At 64.7% G+C, this 18,331-nt stretch carries 18 protein-coding genes; 13 read left to right on the plus strand and 5 right to left on the minus strand.

All coding sequences use genetic code 11. The annotated features are described in order from the left end of the window. Positions 1-138: 138 nt before the first annotated feature. On the minus strand, positions 139-1,191 hold the full coding sequence (locus AC1DJT_RS00215) for an ABC transporter ATP-binding protein (protein WP_069878780.1): 1,053 nt from the start codon (positions 1,189-1,191) through the stop codon (positions 139-141). Between the two features lie 258 nt (positions 1,192-1,449). On the opposite strand from AC1DJT_RS00215, the gene AC1DJT_RS00220 reads away from it, so the two are divergent. From AC1DJT_RS00220 to AC1DJT_RS00230, 3 genes are all read left to right on the plus strand, one after another. Then, positions 1,450-2,211, plus strand: a complete 762-nt coding sequence (locus AC1DJT_RS00220) for a FadR/GntR family transcriptional regulator (RefSeq protein WP_441505782.1) — start codon at positions 1,450-1,452, stop codon at positions 2,209-2,211. 171 nt (positions 2,212-2,382) lie between these two features. Continuing rightward, complete coding sequence (locus AC1DJT_RS00225) at positions 2,383-3,342, plus strand: 2-hydroxyacid dehydrogenase (RefSeq protein WP_441505781.1); 960 nt, start codon at positions 2,383-2,385, stop codon at positions 3,340-3,342. A gap of 44 nt (positions 3,343-3,386) precedes the next feature. Beyond that, the gene (locus AC1DJT_RS00230; protein WP_476768434.1) at positions 3,387-4,154 is read left to right on the plus strand and encodes an AprI/Inh family metalloprotease inhibitor; all 768 of its coding nucleotides are present in this window, start codon (positions 3,387-3,389) and stop codon (positions 4,152-4,154) included. A gap of 105 nt (positions 4,155-4,259) precedes the next feature. Here AC1DJT_RS00230 and AC1DJT_RS00235 read toward each other — a convergent pair whose 3' ends face one another. Together AC1DJT_RS00235 and hppD are read right to left on the minus strand one after the other, a co-directional pair. Continuing rightward, entirely contained in the window at positions 4,260-5,582 is a 1,323-nt protein-coding gene (locus tag AC1DJT_RS00235) for a dicarboxylate/amino acid:cation symporter (protein ID WP_441492455.1), read from the minus strand. A 134-nt stretch (positions 5,583-5,716) separates the two neighbouring features. Then, positions 5,717-6,850, minus strand: coding sequence for a 4-hydroxyphenylpyruvate dioxygenase (gene hppD, locus AC1DJT_RS00240; protein ID WP_441505780.1), 1,134 nt, complete (start codon positions 6,848-6,850; stop codon positions 5,717-5,719). 117 nt (positions 6,851-6,967) lie between these two features. Here hppD and AC1DJT_RS00245 point away from each other — a divergent pair, with 117 nt between their 5' ends. Next, the gene (locus AC1DJT_RS00245) at positions 6,968-7,447 is read left to right on the plus strand and encodes an Lrp/AsnC family transcriptional regulator (protein ID WP_441505779.1); all 480 of its coding nucleotides are present in this window, start codon (positions 6,968-6,970) and stop codon (positions 7,445-7,447) included. Between the two features lie 106 nt (positions 7,448-7,553). After that, complete coding sequence (locus AC1DJT_RS00250; protein WP_476832622.1) at positions 7,554-8,447, plus strand: tellurite resistance TerB family protein; 894 nt, start codon at positions 7,554-7,556, stop codon at positions 8,445-8,447. 20 nt (positions 8,448-8,467) lie between these two features. On the opposite strand, the gene AC1DJT_RS00255 is transcribed toward AC1DJT_RS00250, so the two are convergent. Continuing rightward, positions 8,468-8,800 (minus strand): NIPSNAP family protein, encoded by a 333-nt coding sequence (locus AC1DJT_RS00255; protein WP_441505815.1) that lies wholly within the window; start codon positions 8,798-8,800, stop codon positions 8,468-8,470. Between the two features lie 2 nt (positions 8,801-8,802). Continuing rightward, on the minus strand, positions 8,803-9,987 hold the full coding sequence (locus tag AC1DJT_RS00260; protein WP_476768431.1) for a pyridoxal phosphate-dependent aminotransferase: 1,185 nt from the start codon (positions 9,985-9,987) through the stop codon (positions 8,803-8,805). A gap of 366 nt (positions 9,988-10,353) precedes the next feature. Between AC1DJT_RS00260 and AC1DJT_RS00265 the strand changes: the two genes are divergently transcribed. The 8 genes from AC1DJT_RS00265 to AC1DJT_RS00300 all read left to right on the plus strand — a co-directional run bounded on the left by AC1DJT_RS00265 (position 10,354) and on the right by AC1DJT_RS00300 (position 18,315). Continuing rightward, a complete protein-coding gene (locus AC1DJT_RS00265; protein WP_476833320.1) occupies positions 10,354-12,174 on the plus strand; it encodes an IlvD/Edd family dehydratase in 1,821 nt (606 codons plus the stop codon). Between the two features lie 31 nt (positions 12,175-12,205). Continuing rightward, positions 12,206-13,108: a LysR family transcriptional regulator gene (locus AC1DJT_RS00270; RefSeq protein ID WP_441505776.1), complete on the plus strand. Its 903-nt coding sequence runs from the start codon at positions 12,206-12,208 to the stop codon at positions 13,106-13,108. Between the two features lie 90 nt (positions 13,109-13,198). Next, positions 13,199-14,212 (plus strand): tripartite tricarboxylate transporter substrate binding protein, encoded by a 1,014-nt coding sequence (locus AC1DJT_RS00275; protein ID WP_476768430.1) that lies wholly within the window; start codon positions 13,199-13,201, stop codon positions 14,210-14,212. Positions 14,213-14,221: 9 nt separating this feature from the next. Further along, positions 14,222-15,253: a zinc-dependent alcohol dehydrogenase gene (locus AC1DJT_RS00280; protein WP_441505774.1), complete on the plus strand. Its 1,032-nt coding sequence runs from the start codon at positions 14,222-14,224 to the stop codon at positions 15,251-15,253. Then, positions 15,250-15,906 carry a hypothetical protein gene (locus tag AC1DJT_RS00285; RefSeq protein ID WP_441505773.1) on the plus strand — a complete coding sequence of 219 codons (657 nt, stop codon included), beginning with the start codon at positions 15,250-15,252 and terminating at the stop codon, positions 15,904-15,906. The genes AC1DJT_RS00280 and AC1DJT_RS00285 overlap by 4 nt, the downstream gene beginning before the upstream one ends. A 125-nt stretch (positions 15,907-16,031) precedes the next feature. Next, entirely contained in the window at positions 16,032-16,871 is an 840-nt protein-coding gene (locus AC1DJT_RS00290; RefSeq protein ID WP_441505772.1) for an isocitrate lyase/PEP mutase family protein, read from the plus strand. Next, positions 16,868-17,194, plus strand: a complete 327-nt coding sequence (locus AC1DJT_RS00295; protein ID WP_476833321.1) for a hypothetical protein — start codon at positions 16,868-16,870, stop codon at positions 17,192-17,194. Before AC1DJT_RS00290 ends, AC1DJT_RS00295 begins: the two co-directional genes overlap by 4 nt. Next, positions 17,191-18,315 (plus strand): GNAT family N-acetyltransferase, encoded by a 1,125-nt coding sequence (locus tag AC1DJT_RS00300; RefSeq protein WP_476832619.1) that lies wholly within the window; start codon positions 17,191-17,193, stop codon positions 18,313-18,315. Before AC1DJT_RS00295 ends, AC1DJT_RS00300 begins: the two co-directional genes overlap by 4 nt. The last annotated feature ends 16 nt before the right edge of the window (positions 18,316-18,331 follow it).

Consider the following 18,331-nt stretch of genomic DNA (forward strand, 5'->3'; position numbering starts at 1 on the left):
CCTGCGACCCGTCCCTGGAAGTCATCGCCGGCTCTTTTGGCTGCGCCAGGCCAGCCGGTGTCCGTGCTGGCCTGTCGTGACGTCATGTCATGCGGGCCAAGGCGCAATCAGGCGCGGGCCTCCGCAGCAGTCAGAAGCTCAGATACGCTTGCCGGTGGCGGCGTCGAACAGATGCGTGACGCTGGTGTCCGGCGTGATGCCAATGGTCTCGCCGGGCTTGGCCGTGATGCGTTCGCGGAAGACGCAGGTCAGTTCCTGCCCGCCGCAGCGCACGACGACCTGCGTCTCGGAGCCGGTCGGTTCGATGACCACGACCTCGGCCTTGAGGCCGTTGGGGTTGAGTTGGAGGTGCTCCGGACGGATGCCGAAAACCGCGGCCTTGCCGTTCGAGTCAGCCGGATGCTGCCCGATGGGCCAGATCACGCCGCCCTCGGTCTCGAACCCGGCCGCGGTGATCTTGCCCTTGAGGAAGTTCATCGACGGCGAGCCGATGAAGCCCGCGACGAAAAGGTTGTTCGGCCGGTCGTAGAGGTCGAGCGGAGCGCCCATCTGCTCGACGATGCCGTCATGCATCACGACGATCTTGTCGGCCATGGTCATGGCCTCGATCTGGTCGTGCGTGACATAGACCGTCGTGGTCTTGAGACGCTGATGCAGTTCCTTGATCTCGGTGCGCATCTGCACGCGCAGCTTGGCGTCGAGATTCGAAAGCGGCTCGTCGAAGAGGAAGACCTGCGGATCGCGCACGATCGCGCGGCCCATGGCGACACGCTGGCGCTGACCGCCCGAAAGCTGGCGCGGATAGCGGTCGAGCAGCTTGTTGAGGCCGAGAATGCCGGCAGCCTTGTTGACGCGCTCGTCGATCTCGGCCTTGGGGGCATTCCGCAGCTTCATCGAGAAGGCCATGTTGTCGGCCACTGTCATGTGCGGATAGAGCGCGTAATTCTGGAACACCATGGCGATGTCGCGCTCTTTCGGCGGCACGTCGTTGACGACGCGCGGGCCGATGCGGATCTCGCCTCCGGAAATATTCTCCAGCCCGGCGATCATGCGCAGAAGGGTCGATTTTCCGCAGCCGGAGGGGCCGACGAGAATAACGAACTCGCCATCGTTGATGTCGATATCGACGCCATGGATGACCTGCGTCGAGCCGTAAGCCTTGCGCACATCAGCGATCTGGACTGAGGCCATCTGAACCCTCTCCCGGACTTAAGTTTCCTCTGGGGTCCGGTATCGTCCCGTGTCCGGGCACTCCGCACCGCCGCTGCTGTCGGCTTCTCGTGACCGACCGACGAAAAGCGCCGCAGACCAGGCAGTGCCTGTTGCGCCGGGTTTCATCTACGATAAAGTCATACGATACGGACAGGCGTGTCAAGCGCCGGAATCGCTCCAATGAAACCGCCTTCCGGCGGCTTGGGCGCGATTGAAAACGGGTGAGGACGCCAGCAGATGCGGGTGCGCGACTTTTCGCGGCCGACGACCCTGAATCCCGACCGCCTGTTCGGGCAGGTGGCTCAGAAGCTCGCGGTCGCGATCATTTCAGGGACGTTCAAAGCCGGCGAGCTGTTGCCGAACGAAGCCGATCTGAAATCCGAAATCTCGGTCTCGCGCACCGCCTATCGCGAAGCTGTGAAGTACCTGACGGCGAAGGGGCTGGTCGAGGCGCGCCCGAAGAGCGGCACGCGGGTAGCGCCGCGCGACGGCTGGAACCTGCTCGATCCCGACGTGCTGTCCTGGCATTTCGAGGCCGACCCGAACGAGAAATTCATCCGCGACCTGTTCGAGTTGCGCAGTTTTGTCGAGCCGAGCGCAGCGCGCCTTGCGGCCCTGCGGCGTACGCCCGCCGATCTCGTACGAATCCAGGCGGGTTATCACGGCATGATCGACAACCCGCCCTATGCCGAGGCAACCATTCGTGCCGACCTGGCTTTCCACGAGGCGATCCTCGCTGCCGCGCAGAATTCGACGCTGCAATGTCTGGCAAGCGTCGTCTCGGCGACGATCCAATGGTCGCTGCTGCTGAAGTCGGGAGACGATCAGGGGTTCTATGTCACGTCGCTGTTCGATCACGAGCGGGTGCTGGATGCGATCATCCAGCGGGACGGCGATCTCGCCGCGGCCCGGATGAGTGCGCTGGTAACGGACAGCCTGAACACCACGCTCACCTTCCTGGCATGGGCCGGACAGCAGAGCACCCCGAAAATCGCCTGAATAAGTCATACTACATATGACAACGACGCGCTTTTCTCGCTCTGCAGCCCGTGTAGTACTGCTCTGCCGATGCCGCGTGGCGGAGGCCTTGAGGTTTCGCGATCTAATCGTTTTAAAGAATTGAAATCAAGCCAGCCGCTCTGACACTCACGCCCGACGAAAGTTCACGATATGACCGACATCATCATGACCGGCCCGCTGATGGCCTATGCTGCCGACCAGTTGAAGGCCCGTTTCACGGTGCATGAACTCTGGAAGGCAGAGGACCGGACCGCCATGCTGAAGGAGATCGGCGGCAAGGTTCGTGGCGTCGCCGGGGGCGGCGCGCATGTCAGGATCGATGGCACGCTGTTCGACGCCCTGCCGAAACTGGAGATCGTTGCCAATTTCGGCGTCGGTTACGACACCGTCGATGCCAAGGAAGCCGGCAAGCGCGGGCTGATCGTCACCAATACTCCGGACGTGCTGACCGATGAGGTTGCGGACTTGGCACTCGGCCTGCTGCTCGCGACGGTGCGCCAGCTGCCGCAGGTCGACCGGTACCTGCGCGCCGGCAAGTGGCTGGAGAAGGCCTATCCGCTGACGACCTCGCTGCGGACCCGCAAGGTCGGCATCGTTGGGCTCGGCCGAATCGGCAAGGCCGTGGCGCAGCGTATCGAGGCCTTCGGCCTGCCGGTCAGCTATCATGGCCGCACCCGCCAGGCGGATGTGTCCTATCGCTACTATCCTTCGCTGATCGAGATGGCGGCCGATGTCGACACCCTGATCTCGGTTGCGCCTGGCGGCGCTGCGACTCATCACATGATCAATGCCGACGTCCTGAAGGCGCTCGGCCCCAATGGCATCGTCATCAATGTCGGCCGCGGTTCGGTGGTCGACGAACAGGCGTTGATCGAGGCGCTCAAGAACAAGGTCATCCTTTCGGCCGGCCTGGACGTCTTCGAGGACGAGCCGCGCGTGCCGGCCGAACTGATCGCGATGGATCATGTGGTGCTGTTGCCGCATGTCGGATCGGCATCGGTGCATACGCGTGAACAGATGGGCCAGCTTCTGGTCGACAACCTGGTTTCATGGTTCGATGGCAGGGGTCCTCTGACGCCGGTTGCCGAGACACCATGGAAGAAAGCCTGAGACACCACGTTTTGGTTCAGATGAGGCGCGGATGCCTGCCGCTTGTGGCGGGCGTCCTTTTCGCGGGGCCCGTACAGGCGCAGAAGCCGCCGCTTCCGAAGGGAGCGGAGACCGCGCCTGACACCGTTCGCCCCATGATCGGTGCCTGGAACCTCGAACAGGTCGGCGCGCCGCGCCAATGCACCATTACCCTTGGAGCGGAACAGTCGGGACAGGGGCGGCAATTGCGCTTCCCTGCCACCTGCCGCCGCGCATTGCCCATTATCGGGCAGATTGTGTCCTGGAGTGTGGCTGAGGGGGGCGGGCTGCGCCTGAATGACGAGGCCGGCAAGGCCGTGATCACGCTCAGCAAGTCCGGCGCCGGCCTGAATGGCAAGGGCACGGACGGGCAGGACTATCTGCTGGATCCGAAGGATCATCCACGCAGCGCGCGTCCAGTGCCTCCGAGCGCGGCAGAGCGCGCCGCGACCGCTGCGGCCCGGCCGACCGTTGTCGACCCTGCGGGCGCGCCTGCCACCGACGCCGTGCCCGGCCGCTATGTCACGATGCGCCAGCAGAACCGCGAGGGATGTCGCCTCATGCTTGCGGCCGGCCCCGCAAATTCTCCGGGTGGCGCTCCCGCCCGTTTCGACGGGCGCTGCGACGATACTGGCTTGACGATCTTCGATCCCGTCGGTTGGCGCTATGCGGCCGGGCGCCTTTCGCTGGTTGCACGCAAGGGGCACAGCGTCGATCTCGTCTTCGAGAACGGCCAATGGCGCAAGGACCCTGCGGTGGGCGCACCGCTGATGCTGCGCAAGCTCGCGCCCTAAGCATCGGCCCGAAAAGTGGATCGCGGTTTTCGGGAAAGCCGATGCAAACACAAAGGTGAGATCATCGGGCTGGATACGATATCCCGTCAGATGATCTGGCAGCGCTCAGACCGCCACGACGCGCTCGGGCTCGGCGGCGTCGTAATCGGCTTCCTTGGCGAGGATGCGCTGCATGCGACGCTCGTCGAGCGAATTTTCCCATTTCGCCACGACGATCGTCGCGACGCCATTGCCGATCAGATTGGTGAGGGCGCGCGCCTCCGACATGAAGCGGTCGACGCCGAGGATCAGGGCGATCGACGCCACGGGAATAGTGCCGACCGAGGCCAGTGTTGCGGCGAGTACGATGAAGCCGGAGCCCGTGACGCCGGCCGCGCCTTTCGAGGTCAGCAGCAGCACGGCGATGATGCCGATCTCCTGCGACAGGCTCAGCTCGGTATTGGTTGCCTGGGCGAGAAAGATCGCGGCCATCGTCAGATAGATGCAGGTGCCGTCGAGGTTGAAGGAATAGCCGGTGGGGATGACCAGGCCGACGACATTCTCCTTGCAGCCGAGATAGCTCATCTTGGCGATCATCCGTGGCAGGACGCTCTCGGAGGAGGAGGTGCCGAGCACGATCAGCAGCTCTTCCTTGATATAGGCGATGAACTTCACGATGCTGAAGCCATGCAGCCGGGCGATCGTGCCGAGCACGAGGAAAATGAAGATGAGGCAGGTCGTGTAGAAGGCGGCCATGAAGCTGCCCAGCGACAGCAGCGTGCCGATGCCGAATTTTCCGATCGTGAAGGCCATCGCGCCGAAAGCACCGATCGGTGCCGCCTTCATGATGATGCCGACGATCTTGAAGAAGACCTGGGCGATATCGTCGACGAAGTGCAGGACCGGCTTGCCGCGTTCGCCGAGCATCTGCAGACCAAAGGCAAAGAGCAGGGCGAAGAACAGCACCTGCAAGATTTCGCCGGTTGCGAAGGCACCGACCACTGTCGCCGGGATGATGTCCATCAGGAAGCCGATGGTACTCTGCTCCTTCGCCTTGGCCGTGAACGCGGTGATTGAGCTGGTGTCGAGCCCGCCGACATCGACACTCATGCCGACTCCGGGTTTCCAGAGATTGATCACGATGAGCCCGACGATGAGCGCAAGCGTCGTCACCACCTCGAAATAGAGCAGTGCCTTCACGCCGACGCGGCCGACCTTCTTCATGTCGTCCATCGACGCGACGCCGTGCACGACGGTGAGAAAGATGATCGGCGCGATGATCATCTTGATGGCCTTGATGAAGGCGTCGCCGAGCGGCTTCATCGCCTCGCCGGTATGCGGATAGAAATGCCCGACGAGCACCCCGATCGCGATGGCGGTCAGCACCTGGACGTAGAGATGCGTCCACCAGGGACCCTGATGACCGCGCGTGATCGCAGCTGTCGACATGGGCAGTCCCTCGAGACGCGCACTTGGCTGCGTGCGCGCTCCCGAAAATGCTACGCTTGTCTTGGCTCCCCGACAAGCGAAACGCGGCGCTGCCGTGGGGGGCGGCGCCGCGTCCTGTGCCGCGATCGCGGAGGTTACTCGGCCGCCTCGACCTTCAGCACGCCGCGACGGATCTGGTCCTCTTCGATCGACTCGAACAGGGCGCGGAAGTTGCCCTCGCCGAAGCCGTCATCGCCCTTGCGCTGGATGAACTCGAAGAAGATCGGCCCGAGCACCGTGCCGGAGAAGATCTGGAGCAGGACCTTGCTCATCCGGCCCTCCTTGGAGCCGACCGCAACCGCACCCTCGCCGTCGATCAGGATGCCGTTGGCCTTCAGCCGCTCGACCGGTTCGCCATGGCCGGGAACGCGCGCCTCGACGCGCTCATAATAGGTTGCCGGCGGCGCCGGCATGAAGGGCAGGGCGTTGCGGCGCAGCTGCTCGACGGTGGCGTAAATGTCGTGGGCTCCGAGCGCGACGTGCTGGATACCCTCGCCCTTGTACTGGCGCAGGTACTCCTCGATCTGGCTCTTGTCGTCGAGCGACTCGTTGATCGGGATGCGGATCTTGCCGCAGGGCGAGGTCAAGGCGCGCGAGATCAGGCCTGTGAGCTTGCCCTCGATATTGAAGAAGCGGATCTCGCGGAAGTTGAAGAGTTTGCCATACCAGCCCGCCCAATGGTCCATGCGGCCGCGATGGACGTTGTGGGTGAGGTGGTCGAGGTAATAGAGACCAGCCTGCTCCGGGTGCGGATCCGGCTCGTCGATCCACTCGAAATCGACATCCCAGATCGAGCCCTTCGCGCCATAACGCTCGACGAAATACAGGATCGAGCCGCCAATGCCCTTCACGGCGGGAATTTGCATCTCGCCGGGGCCGACCTTGCTTTCATAGGGCTCGGCGCCAAGCGACACGGCGCGCTCGAAAGCATGCCTGGCATCGACGACGCGGAAGGCCATGGCGCAAGCGCAGGGGCCGTGCTCGGCCGCAAAGCGCTGGGCAAAGGAATCCGGCTCGGCATTGACGACGAAATTCACGTCACCCTGACGGTACAGCGTGACCTTCTTGGAGCGATGCCGGGCGACGGCGGTGAAGCCCATCTGCTGGAAGAGCGGGCCGAGCTTCTCTGGCTCGGGATGGGCGTATTCGACGAACTCGAATCCGTCCGTTCCCATCGGATTGACCTCGGAAATAGCGGGAGGGGCGGTGTCGTGCGGAAATGGACCCATGGCGTTCTCCTCTCGATGTGATTGCCGACATGGTCGCGCACGGCGAAGGCAAGGAGCTTGCAAAATGCCGCGTCATGGCGCGAGATCCGCACAACTTGTGCAGGGAGGTCACCAACGGTGCGTGATGTGAGCGGTCTCGATTCCTTCGACTGGCGCTTGATCGATGCGCTCCAGCAGGATGCCTCCCTGACGAATGGCGCGCTGGCCGAGAAGGTCGGGTTGTCGGCGAGCCAGATTTCCCGCCGGCGCCAACGGCTCGAGGAGGAGGGGACGATCCGCGGCTACCGCGCGCTGATCGATCCGGCAGCCGTCGGGCTCGGCGTGACCGTCTTCATCCATGTCGCGCTGAACACTCATTCGCGTGACAATGCCCGCCGCTTTCGCGATCTCGTCAGGCTGACTCCCGCGATCCTGGAGGCGCATGCCCTGACGGGTGAGGCGGATTATCTGCTCAAGGTTGCGGTCGGCGACCTCAAGGAGCTCTCGCGCTTCGTCAACGAGATCCTGATGCCGCATGAAAGCGTCGCGCGGGTCCGCTCGGAAATCGCGCTCGAGACGTTGAAGGAGCCGGGGCTCCTGCCGTTGCCTTCGTCATGATCGCGTCAAGGTTCCCTTCCATGCGGGGCGGCTTGTGAAGCCCGTGACCCGGGTGCAGGTTACGCCGCCGCTTTGCGGTGAATGGCCTAAACGAGGGAGCCTCTCGATGTTCAACGCAAAATCTCTGCTGGACGCGCTGGTCAGCGCCGGCAATCAAGCCGGTCAGCAGGTCGGCCAGTCCGGGGGGCTCGGCGGAATGCTGGGCAATCTGGCGCAACAGGTTCAGCAGGCCGGTGGTTCGGGTGGCATTGGCGGCCTCGTCGGCAGCGTGCTCGGCCAGGCGACGCAGGGCATGCAGGATGCCGCGCGCCAGACAGGGCTGGAGCAGAAGGCGAGCGACGTTCTCGGCCAGGTCTCCGGCGGCAAGACGCCCGACCAGTTGCTGGAACAGGCCAAGGGGATGTTCAGCAGCAATCCGGCCGTGGCGACTGCGGTGCTCGGCGGCCTCGGCGCCTTGCTCTTCGGTTCCTCGACAGGGCGTTCGGTTGCCGGCTCTGCGGCGAAACTCGGCGGCCTCGCGCTGATCGGCGGCCTCGCCTACAAGGCCTACCAGAACCATCAAGCCGGCAAACCCCTGCTCGATCTGAAGCGTCAGGAGGTTCTGCCGGCACCAGTCGGGACCGGTTTCGAGCCGGAGGCCGCAAGCGAGGCAACGGCCCTGATCTTCATCCGGGCGATGATCGCAGCCGCTGCCGCCGACGGTCATATCGACACCGAGGAGCGCAATGCCATTCTCGGCGGCCTGCGCGACGCCGGTTTCGATCCGGAAGCCAATGCCTGGCTCGCCCATGAAATGGCCAATCCGGCTTCGGTCGATGTCCTCGCCGAAGCGGCGGAAACGCCGGAACTCGCGGCGCAGATCTACACGGCGGCTCGCATCGCCATCAATCCTGATACGCCCGCGGAGAAGGACTTCCTCGCCGGGCTTGCGGGCTCGGTCGGGCTCGATGCCGAACTGGTCGCCAATATCGACGCGGCCGCGAGCGCGGCGAAAGCCTGACGCCGTTCCAATCGGCGCGATCAGGGTGCGCGGCGCGCACCCTGATCGTCTTCGAAGACCGGTCGGAAGAACGAGCGTTCATAGCTGATGATGAAGCGGTGCTTCTCGTTCATCGCCACGGCCGCCAGGCATTCCTCGTCCCTGAACGAGGCGGTGCGATACTCCTCATAGGCCGCAAGCGACGGAAAGCTGAACATCGCCAATGCGACGTTCGACGTGCCTTCCGAGGGCATGAAATAGCCGTGATGCTTGCCGCCGAATTTCTCGACCAGCCTGATCCAGAGCTTGCCATAGGCCTCGAAGGCCGGCAGCTGGTAGGGATCGACGATATAGCTCAAATGGCAGGTGATCATCGTCATGCTGCCTTCGCGTTGGCGAGGAAGCTCTTCATCCGCTCCAGCGCGCGTTCGATGTTCTCCAGCGAGTTGGCATAGGACAGGCGGATATAGCCTTCGCCATGGATGCCGAAATCGGGCCCGCCGATCGTCGCGACACCCGCATCCTCGAGCAGGGCGGAGGCCAGTTTCTTCGCCTTCCACCCGGTCTTCGAGATATTCGGGAAGGCGTAGAAGGCGCCTTTCGGCACGGCGCAGGACACATCGGGCAAGGCGTTCAAGCCGGCGACCACCGCCTTCCGGCGCCGATCGAACTCTGCGACCATGGCATGCACCGCGTCCTGCGGGCCGGTGAGCGCGGCGAGCCCCGCCCATTGCGCCGGGGCGTTGACGCAGGAATGCGAATTGACCGCGAGCTTGCGGGCATTGTCGTAGAGCGGCTTCGGCCAGACCGAGAACCCCATGCGCCAGCCGGTCATGGCATAGGTCTTGGACCAGCCATTGAGCAGGATCAGCCGGTCGCGAATTTCGGGATAGCTCAGCAGGCAGACGTGCTTCTCGCCGTCATAGAGCATCTGGTCGTAGATCTCGTCCGACATCACCGCGACATCGGGGAAGCGGCTGAGCCCGGCGACGAGCTTGTCGACCTCGGCCTTCGGCGTGACGCCGCCGGTCGGGTTTGCCGGCGAATTGACGATCAGCAGCCGGGTTTTGGGCGTGATCAGCGAGAGCGTCTCCTCGGCCGAGAAGGCAAAGCCGTTCTCCTCGCGGATCGGTACCGGGATCGGGGTCGCGCCGGTGAACTCGATCATCGAGCGATAGATCGGGAAGCCGGGATCGGGATAAAGGATCTCGGCGCCGGGCTCGCCGAACATCAGGATCGCCATGAACATGGTGACCTTGCCGCCCGGCACGATCATCACCTCTTCCGGCGAGACGTCGACCGAGAAGCGCTTGTGCACGTCGGCGGCGACCGCCTCGCGCAGCGGCAGGATGCCATTGGCCGGCGTATAGCCGTGATGGCCGTCGCGCAGCGCCTTCACCGCGGCCTCGACGATGTGGTCGGGCGTCGGGAAATCGGGCTGGCCGATGCCGAGATTGATGATGTCCTTGCCCTTGCGCTGCAGCTCGGTCGCTCGTGCCAGCACGGCGAAAGCGTTTTCCTCGCCGATCCGGGCGAAGGAGGAGACGGTCTGCAGCGTCATGGTGCGTTTTCCTCTGCAAGCTCTCGACGAGGCGGCCCTGTCGTGGGCCTTGCGCTGTCGTGGTGCGCTGTCTTGGCCGGAAACGCAGCGGCGATGCAAGCCCGCCGTCTGCACCGGCCGCCGGGCGCCCGCGCATTTGGAACACTTGCAAACTGCAGGGCGGCGACCTTTCCTGCGCAGCCGGCATCTGCATGGATTGGCGAAGTAATTTGTGTGCTGTATGCAGAATGCAGGTGACGCGATTTGGTCGAATTTGGCTCTTGTCGCGCGCATGGCGATCGGCATGATTGGCTGGTCAAATCGATTTAAAGACCATGGCGGACGCGGCGCGAAGGCTGCGCGCCGGTGCGAGAGGGAATGACGGGGATGGCCAAGACGCCTGCAAGGAAGTCGGTCCGCAAGATCAAGCCGGAGCAGCTGCGCTCCAAGGCCTGGTTCGACAATCCCGCCAATGCCGACATGACCGCGCTCTATATCGAGCGCACCATGAATTTCGGCCTGTCGCGCGAAGAGCTGCAGTCGGGCCGCCCGATCATCGGCATCGCCCAGACGGGCTCCGATATCGCGCCCTGCAACCGCCATCATATCGAGCTCGCCGCCCGCGTCCGCGACGGCATCCGCGAGATGGGCGGCGTGCCTTTCGAGTTCCCGATCCATCCGATCCAGGAAACCTGCAAGCGCCCGACCGCGAGCCTCGACCGCAACCTGCAATATCTCTCGCTCGTCGAGATCCTCTATGGCTATCCGCTCGACGGCGTCGTGCTGACGACCGGCTGCGACAAGACCACCCCGGCACAGATCATGGCGGCCGCCACGGTCGACATCCCGGCCATCGCACTGCCGGGCGGGCCGATGCTGAACGGCAATTTCCGCGGCGAGCGCACCGGTTCGGGCACGATCGTCTGGAAGGCGCGCCAGATGATGGCCGCCGGCGAAATCGACTATCGCGGCTTCGTCGATCTGGTGGCGTCGTCGGCTCCGTCGGCCGGCCACTGCAACACCATGGGCACGGCCTCGACCATGAACTCGCTGGCCGAGGCGATGGGCATGACCCTGCCCGGCGGCGCCGCCATCCCGGCGCCCTATCGCGACCGTTATGAGATGGCCTACCACACCGGCAAGCGCATCGTTGAGATGGTCTGGGAGAACCTGATCCCGTCGAAGATCCTGACACGCGAAGCCCTGGAGAACCCCCTCGTCGTCAACTCGGCGATCGGCGGCTCCACCAATGCGCCGATCCATGTCAACGCCATCGCCAAGCATATTGGCGTGAAACTCGACAACGAGGATTGGACTGCGATCGGCTACGACATCCCGCTGCTGGTCAACCTGCAGCCCGCCGGCGAATATCTCGGCGAGGATTTCTACCGCGCCGGCGGCGTGCCTGCGGTCGTTGCCGAGCTCGTCGCCAAGGGCAAGATCAAGCCCGCCATCACCGCCAACGGCAAGACGCTGGCCGAGAACTGCGAAGGCTTCTTCTCCGGCGATCGTCGGGTCATCAAGGCCTATGACGAGCCGATGAAGGCGCAGTCCGGCTTCCTCAATCTGCGCGGCAACCTGTTCGATTCCGCGATCATGAAGACCAGCGTGATCACGCCGGAATTCCGCAAGCGCTATCTCGAGAACCCGAAGGACCCAATGGCCTTCGAGGGCAAGGCAATCGTCTTCGACGGACCGGAGGATTACCACCACCGCATCGACGATCCGTCGCTCGCGATCGACGAGCACAGCGTGCTCTTCATTCGCGGCGTCGGGCCGATCGGCTATCCCGGCGCGGCCGAGGTCGTGAACATGCGGCCGCCGGATTACCTGATCAAGAAGGGCATCACGGCGCTGGCCTGTATCGGTGACGGCCGCCAGTCCGGCACGTCGGGCTCGCCCTCGATCCTGAACGCCTCGCCGGAAGCGGCGACCGGCGGCGGACTTGCGCTGCTGAAGACCGGCGACAAGGTCCGCATCGACCTGAAGAAGCGCACGGCCGACATCCTGATTTCCGACAAGGAGCTGGACGAGCGCCGCGTCGCGCTGAAGGCGGCCGGCGGCTACAAATATCCGAAGAGCCAGACCCCCTGGCAGGAGATCCAGCGCAAGATCGTTGGCGAGCTCTCCGAGGGCATGGTGCTGAAGCCGGCGGTCAAGTACCAGAAAATCCACAAGAAGTTCGGCGTTCCGCGCGACAATCACTAGTCGGTCGTCGCTGGCGCAGGAGCGCGCCGCTTTGCTGCTCACGCTGAGGCAGATCGAGGTCTTCCGCGCCGTGATGCGCGCTCGCACCATCGTCGGTGCGGCGCGCGATCTCGGTATCGCCCAGCCGACCGTGACCAAGACGGTGCGGCGGATCGAGGATATCTGCGCGTTTGCCCTGTTCGACCGGCATGGCGGCCGCCTGACGCCGACGGCGGAGGCGCATCGTCTTCTCGGTGAGGTCGACATCGCCTTCGACCAGCTCGAAGGCGCTTTGGCGCGGGCGCTCAGGCTGGCGCGGGCCGATACCGGCTCGCTCCGTCTCGGCGCTTCGCCGAGCATTGGCCGCGTCCTGATCCCGCGCGCAGCCGCCAGCCTGCTGAATGACCATCCCGGGCTCAGCCTGCATCTCGATATCCTGTCGGTCAGCCAGGTGATGGAGTATCTGCTCTCGGCTCAGGGCGAGGGTGCCGTCACCTTGTTCCCTATTCTTCATGCGGGAATCCGGAGCATATCGGTCGGGACCGGCAAGGCGGTTGCCGTGTGTCCGCGTGACTGGCCGCTGGCTTCGGCCAAGCGCCTGTCGCCCTCGGCTCTGGCTGGTATTCCGATCATCGTGTTCGAGCCACAATCCGTGCATGGTCAGGTCGTCGACGCGGTGCTGCGCGACGGTGGCGTCGTGCCGGAGCGGACGCATGTCGCCCGCTTCGCCGAAACCGCGATTGCGCTTGCCGAGGCGGGGCTCGGTCTTGCCATCGTCGACCGTTTCAGCGCGCTGGCGGCCAACCGCGATGTGGTCGCGCTTCTGCCGCTCGATCACCCGGCCCAGTACGAGGTCTTCCTGCATCGGAATGTCGAACGCGCGCGCAGTCGCCTGATCCAGCATTTCGAGACGGCCTTGCGGGCCGAGATCTCAAAAGTCGGGGCTGATCTATAGCCTCAGGCTATCGCGGGACGCAGGATTCGCTGTTGTCGCCCCTCCCCATCGATGGCCTTGTCGTTTGCAATAAGAGCAGGAGGAAACATCATGACGGACCCGTTGGCGCTTACCCCCATCCGGCCGGGCCCCCTGAGCAGGCGTGAGGCGATGGCGGCGGCGCTCGGGCTGCTTGCGGCAACGGCTGCCGGGCCGGCGCGGGCCCAGGCCTATCCGGTGCGGGCCATGCAGCTTGTCGTGCCCTTTGCCGCAGGTGGTGGCGTCGATGTCGTGACGCGCGTCGTTGCCGAAGCGGCGGGCGACGTGCTCAAGCAGCGCTTCGTCATCGAGAACCGCGGCGGTGCTGCCACGATCCTCGGCTCCCAGACCGTCGCCAAGGCGGAGCCCGACGGCTACACGCTGCTCGCTGCGCCGACCACGATGGTGATCAATCCCGCGCTGAAGGCGACTGTGCCCTTCGATTGGGAGAAGGATTTCGTCCCGGTCGCGATGATCGCGAAGCTGCCCTTCGTTGTTGCGGCCGGGAAATCCTATCCGGCCAATACGATGAAGGAACTGGCTGCGCATGGGCAGGCGAGCAAGCGGCCGATCACCTTCGGTTCGGGCGGCACCGGCACGGTCGCGCATCTGGCTGGAGAATTCTTCGGCCTGGTCTCGGATACCAAGGTCCAGCATGTGCCGTATCGCGGCGAAGCGCCAGCTTTGACCGATGCGATCAGCGGCAATATCGACGTCATGTTCTCGACCCTTGCCGGCGCCTCCAGCCACGTCAAGGGCGGCACGATGAAGGCGCTCGCGGTGACCACGGGCAAGCGTGCCTCGCTGTTGCCGGATGTGCCGACTGTCGCCGAGCAAGGCTATCCCGGCTACGACCTCTCGGCCTGGGTCGCCCTCGTCGCCCCCAAGGGAACGGCCCCCGAAGTGGTGCAGGTGCTCAATTCCGCGATCAATGCGGCCTTGGCCCGGCCCGATGTGAACGCCCGCCTGGTCGAGATCGGCGCCGAGCCGGCACCCGGCACGCCGGCCGAACTCGCGGCGTTCATGGCCAAGGATGCCGAAACTTGGGCAAAGGTGGTCAAGTCGGCTGCGATCAAGGTCGAGTGAGAGCGGTTCATGCTCGCGCTTCGCAAGACCGCCCCCGCGCCCGGGCTCTGGCTCGGTGAGATATCCGAGCCGAGTGCCGGTCCCGGCGAAGTGCTGCTTGAGGTTACGGCTGCAGGTCTTTGCGGCACGGATCTCCATATCGCGGACTGGTCGGGCGGGTACGAAGCGATGGCGGCCGCAATGCCGGTCACGCTCGGGCACGAGTTCGTCGGCCGCGTCCGGCATTTCGGTGAAGGCACCGACGGCATCGCGGTCGGGACACGCGTGGTGGTGCGTCCCTCCGTCGTCTGCGGGCGTTGTGAGCGTTGCCGCTCAGGACGGGCAGAGGATTGCGCCATGCGGACCGGCATCGGCATTGCTCGCAATGGCGGCTTTGCAGCCCTTGCCGCCGTTCCGACAGAGAATTGTATCGCACTCCCCGATGAGCTCGATGATGCAGTTGCGGCACTCGCCGAGCCCATGACGGTTTCGACCGAGGCCGTCGATACGGGCGGGGTGAAACCGGGCGATATGGTGCTGGTCATCGGGCCCGGTACGATCGGGCAAGGGGCGGCGCTGGCCGCCGAGGTGGCTGGTGCAGCGCGGGTTGTCGTGGCTGGGCGCGACGACGCGGTGCGCCTCGCCACCGTCGAGGCACTCGGCTTTCCCGAGACGGTTGACACGGCCGGGACGACCTTGCGAGAGGCGCTCACGCGCGTCGGCCTGCCTGTCAGCTATGATGTGATCATCGAGGCCGCGGGCGCACCGGTAGTGGTGCGGGAGGCGATCGATCTGCTTGCATTGCGCGGTGTCCTTGTCATCTGCGGGATTCATTCCCGTCCGGCGCCAATCGACCTGACGGCGCTTGTGCGGCGGCACCAGCAGATTCGCGGGAGTTATCGCTCGCCATTGGCAACGTGGCCGCGGGTGATCGCGCTCATGGCTGCGCAACAGGAGCGCATCCGGCGGATGATCAGTGAAGAGATGCCGCTCGCAGCGGGGCTCGACGCCTTTGCAAGAGCAAGCCGTCGCACTGCATCCAAGATCGTCCTGCGGCCATGACGGGCATGCCGTCAGGTTCGGCCGATTGGCCCGGACCAGTCTTCCTGGCGATCGGCAACAGCGTCGACCCGGCCATGCGCCCGGATTACGAGGTCTGGCACGGGGGCGAGCATGTCCCGGAGCGGCTGACTATGCCCGGCTTCCTCGCCGCGAAGCGTTACGCCGGGGGGCGTGGCGCCTCCGCCCGCTATCTGACGCTCTACGACCTCGGCTCGGCAGAGGCACTGGAGACGCCCGAATATCTCGATCTGCTTGCCAATCCGACCCCGGAAACGCGCAGGATGCGACCGGCCATGGGGGCGTTCAGCCGCTCTGTCTATCGTGAGACGGGCCGGGCCGGGCGTGGCCTCGGCCGCTATCTCGCTGGAGTGACATGGCAGGGCGCGGGTGAAGAGGCGGTGCCGCCACCGAGCCTGGTGGACCTGATCGGGCGTTCTGGCGTCCTCTCGGTCCGAACAGGCGTTGCCCTGGCGGCCAGGCCCCATCCCGCCTTTCCCACAATGCAGGATGCGAGTGCAGCGCAAGGCATTGCCCTGCTCAGCGGCTCAGACCGGGAGGCACTGCCTGCGCTGCTGCGCGGTGCTCTTGCCTCCAGGATTCCGAGCCCGGCCGGTCTCACGGCTTTCATCTACGAGCTGATTGCAGCCTATTGATCGGCCTCCATGCCGGTTGCGCATCGGTGCCGAGCCTTGACGCATGACGTGAAGGGCTGACAAACGGCACGCGCCCGGACAGTATGGGGCATCGCTCGGCCAACTCGCATCTGAAACGATTTAAAATGACCGACAGTCCGCAGATCGCCGCCTTTCGTGCACTTCACGAATCTGGCTGCTTCGTCATGCCGAACCCATGGGATGTCGGTTCGGCGCGCTGGCTGCGCGGGCAGGGTTTCAGGGCGCTGGCCACGACCAGCGCCGGTTTCGCCTTCACGCAGGGGCGGGCTGATCAGGACGTGCCGCGCGACATGATGCTCGCTCATATCGCGGATATGGTGAAAGCCGTACCCGACCTGCCGATCAATGCCGATTTCGAGAACGGCTATGCCGACGGACCGGCCGATGTCGCGCTCAATGTGAAAGCCTGTGTGGCGACCGGGGTCGCCGGGCTCTCGATCGAGGATGCGACCGGGCGCGATGACGTCCCGCTCTATCCTTTCGAGCTCGCGGTCGAGCGGATCCGCGCGGCGCGGCGGGCGATTGACGAGACCGGCTCCGGCGTTCTGCTGACGGCGCGTGCCGAGTGCTTTCTCACCGGCCATGACGATCCGCTGAACGAATCGGTCAGGCGCATTGCCGCCTATGCCGAGGCGGGCGCCGATGTGCTTTATGCACCCGGGCCAAAGACCCGCGAGCAGATCGCCGCGATTGTCGCGGCTGCCGGCGGCAAGCCGGTCAATGCGCTGATCTATGGCGATTTCGGCCTGACGGTGTCTGATGTCGCCGCACTTGGTGTCCGGCGCATCTCGATCGGCGCGGCGTTGGCGCGCGCGGCCTGGGCTGCCTTCATCGAGGCGACACGCCTGATCACCGAGCAGGGCAGTTTTGCAGGCTTCGCCGGCAACGGGCCGTCGGTCCCGCTTAACAATTTCTTCGAGGACGACCTCAAGGCGCGCTCGTGAGCAGCGAACTCGTCATTGCGCCCGAATGGCTCGGGCGAAGCGGCCTCTGGATGATCGACGCCAAGGACAGGCGCAAGGCGATCGACGCCGAGGACGCCGGTCTCTCCGAGGCGTTCGGCGATCGGCTGGAAGCCTGGATGGATGCGTTCGACGCGATCTACGATGAAGAGGACGAGGCGGCGTCGGCCTTCGCGAACGAGGTCGAGCGGCTTGTCTGGGAGGCGGAGGGTTCAGCGCTCGCCCATGCGGCCGCTGCCGAGCTCGGTGCTGGCTGGAATATCTCGCTCGATCTCTCCGCCTGGCATGCGCGGGGGAAATCATGACCCTTTCGCCTGATTGGAAAGCACCGCCCTTTCCGCCCGCCAAGGTACTGGAAGGGCGCTATTGTCGGCTCGAGCCGATCGATCCGGACCGGCATCTTGACGATATCTGGCAGGCCAATGGCGGGCATGATCAGATCTGGACCTGGATGCCGGCCCATCCGCCGCAGGATCGCGAAAGCTATCGCGAGCTGCTGACGACGATGGCGGCGAAGGCCGGCATCGTGCCGTTCGCGGCGATCGACAGGGCCGACGGCAAGGCCAAGGGCCATCTCTGGCTGATGGAGATCAGGCCCGAGCATGGCGTCTTCGAGGTCGGCTACATCACCTATTCGCCGAGCCTGCAGAAGACCCGGGTTGCGACCGAGGCGATCTATCTGTGCGGCGCCTACGGATTCTCGCTCGGCTATCGCCGTTTCGAGTGGAAGTGCAACACCCTGAACGAACCGTCGAAGCGGGCCGCTCTGCGCTTCGGCTTCCAATACGAGGGTCTGTTCCGCCAGCACATGGTGGTGAAGGGCAGGAATCGCGACACCGCCTGGTATTCGATCCTCGACAGCGAATGGCCGGTGCGGGCGCAAGGCTTCCAGCGCTGGCTGGATCCCGCGAATTTCGACGCCGAGGGCCGGCAGAAGCTGGCGCTCGGGACCTTCAACCAGATGCTGGGCGGGATCGATGGGCTGTCCTTGCGCCGGGCGTCATCCGGCGACATTCCCGCCATCAGGGCGCTGAAGAGCGCAGCCTATACGCCGAACGAGGCCATTATCGGCGTGCCTTCGCTCCCGCGGATCGCCGATTATGCGCAGGTCGTGGCCGAGCATGAGGTCTGGCTGGTCGACGGCGACAACGGGCTGGATGCCGCGCTTGTTCTCGAGATCTCTCCGGACGATTTCACGATCTGGAGCGTGGCGGTCTCCCCAGGGGCACAAGGGCGCAAGCTCGGTCTGCTGCTGATGCGCTTTGCCGACGAGCGCGCCGCCGCACTCAGCTTTGGTTCGGTGCATCTCTACACCCACGCGAAACTAACCGAGCGCATCGCCTGGTATGAGCGCCTGGGTTTCGCGGTTACCCATCACACTGATCTGGCCGATCGGCGCCTGACGCATATGCGCAAGCAGCTCTGACAATAAGCCGGCTTAA

Source organism: Allobosea sp. 05T422_2 (genome assembly GCF_056396265.1).

Coding starts and splice junctions, on each gene's coding strand:
- AC1DJT_RS00275 (WP_476768430.1), top strand. CDS start 13,199: ATGACGGACCCGTTGGCGCTTACCCCCATCCGGCCGGGCCCCCTGAGC.
- AC1DJT_RS00215 (WP_069878780.1), bottom strand. CDS start 1,191: ATGGCCTCAGTCCAGATCGCTGATGTGCGCAAGGCTTACGGCTCGACG.
- hppD (WP_441505780.1), bottom strand. CDS start 6,850: ATGGGTCCATTTCCGCACGACACCGCCCCTCCCGCTATTTCCGAGGTC.
- AC1DJT_RS00280 (WP_441505774.1), top strand. CDS start 14,222: ATGCTCGCGCTTCGCAAGACCGCCCCCGCGCCCGGGCTCTGGCTCGGT.
- AC1DJT_RS00225 (WP_441505781.1), top strand. CDS start 2,383: ATGACCGACATCATCATGACCGGCCCGCTGATGGCCTATGCTGCCGAC.
- AC1DJT_RS00265 (WP_476833320.1), top strand. CDS start 10,354: ATGGCCAAGACGCCTGCAAGGAAGTCGGTCCGCAAGATCAAGCCGGAG.
- AC1DJT_RS00260 (WP_476768431.1), bottom strand. CDS start 9,987: ATGACGCTGCAGACCGTCTCCTCCTTCGCCCGGATCGGCGAGGAAAAC.
- AC1DJT_RS00235 (WP_441492455.1), bottom strand. CDS start 5,582: ATGTCGACAGCTGCGATCACGCGCGGTCATCAGGGTCCCTGGTGGACG.
- AC1DJT_RS00220 (WP_441505782.1), top strand. CDS start 1,450: ATGCGGGTGCGCGACTTTTCGCGGCCGACGACCCTGAATCCCGACCGC.
- AC1DJT_RS00250 (WP_476832622.1), top strand. CDS start 7,554: ATGTTCAACGCAAAATCTCTGCTGGACGCGCTGGTCAGCGCCGGCAAT.
- AC1DJT_RS00290 (WP_441505772.1), top strand. CDS start 16,032: ATGACCGACAGTCCGCAGATCGCCGCCTTTCGTGCACTTCACGAATCT.
- AC1DJT_RS00300 (WP_476832619.1), top strand. CDS start 17,191: ATGACCCTTTCGCCTGATTGGAAAGCACCGCCCTTTCCGCCCGCCAAG.
- AC1DJT_RS00285 (WP_441505773.1), top strand. CDS start 15,250: ATGACGGGCATGCCGTCAGGTTCGGCCGATTGGCCCGGACCAGTCTTC.
- AC1DJT_RS00255 (WP_441505815.1), bottom strand. CDS start 8,800: ATGATCACCTGCCATTTGAGCTATATCGTCGATCCCTACCAGCTGCCG.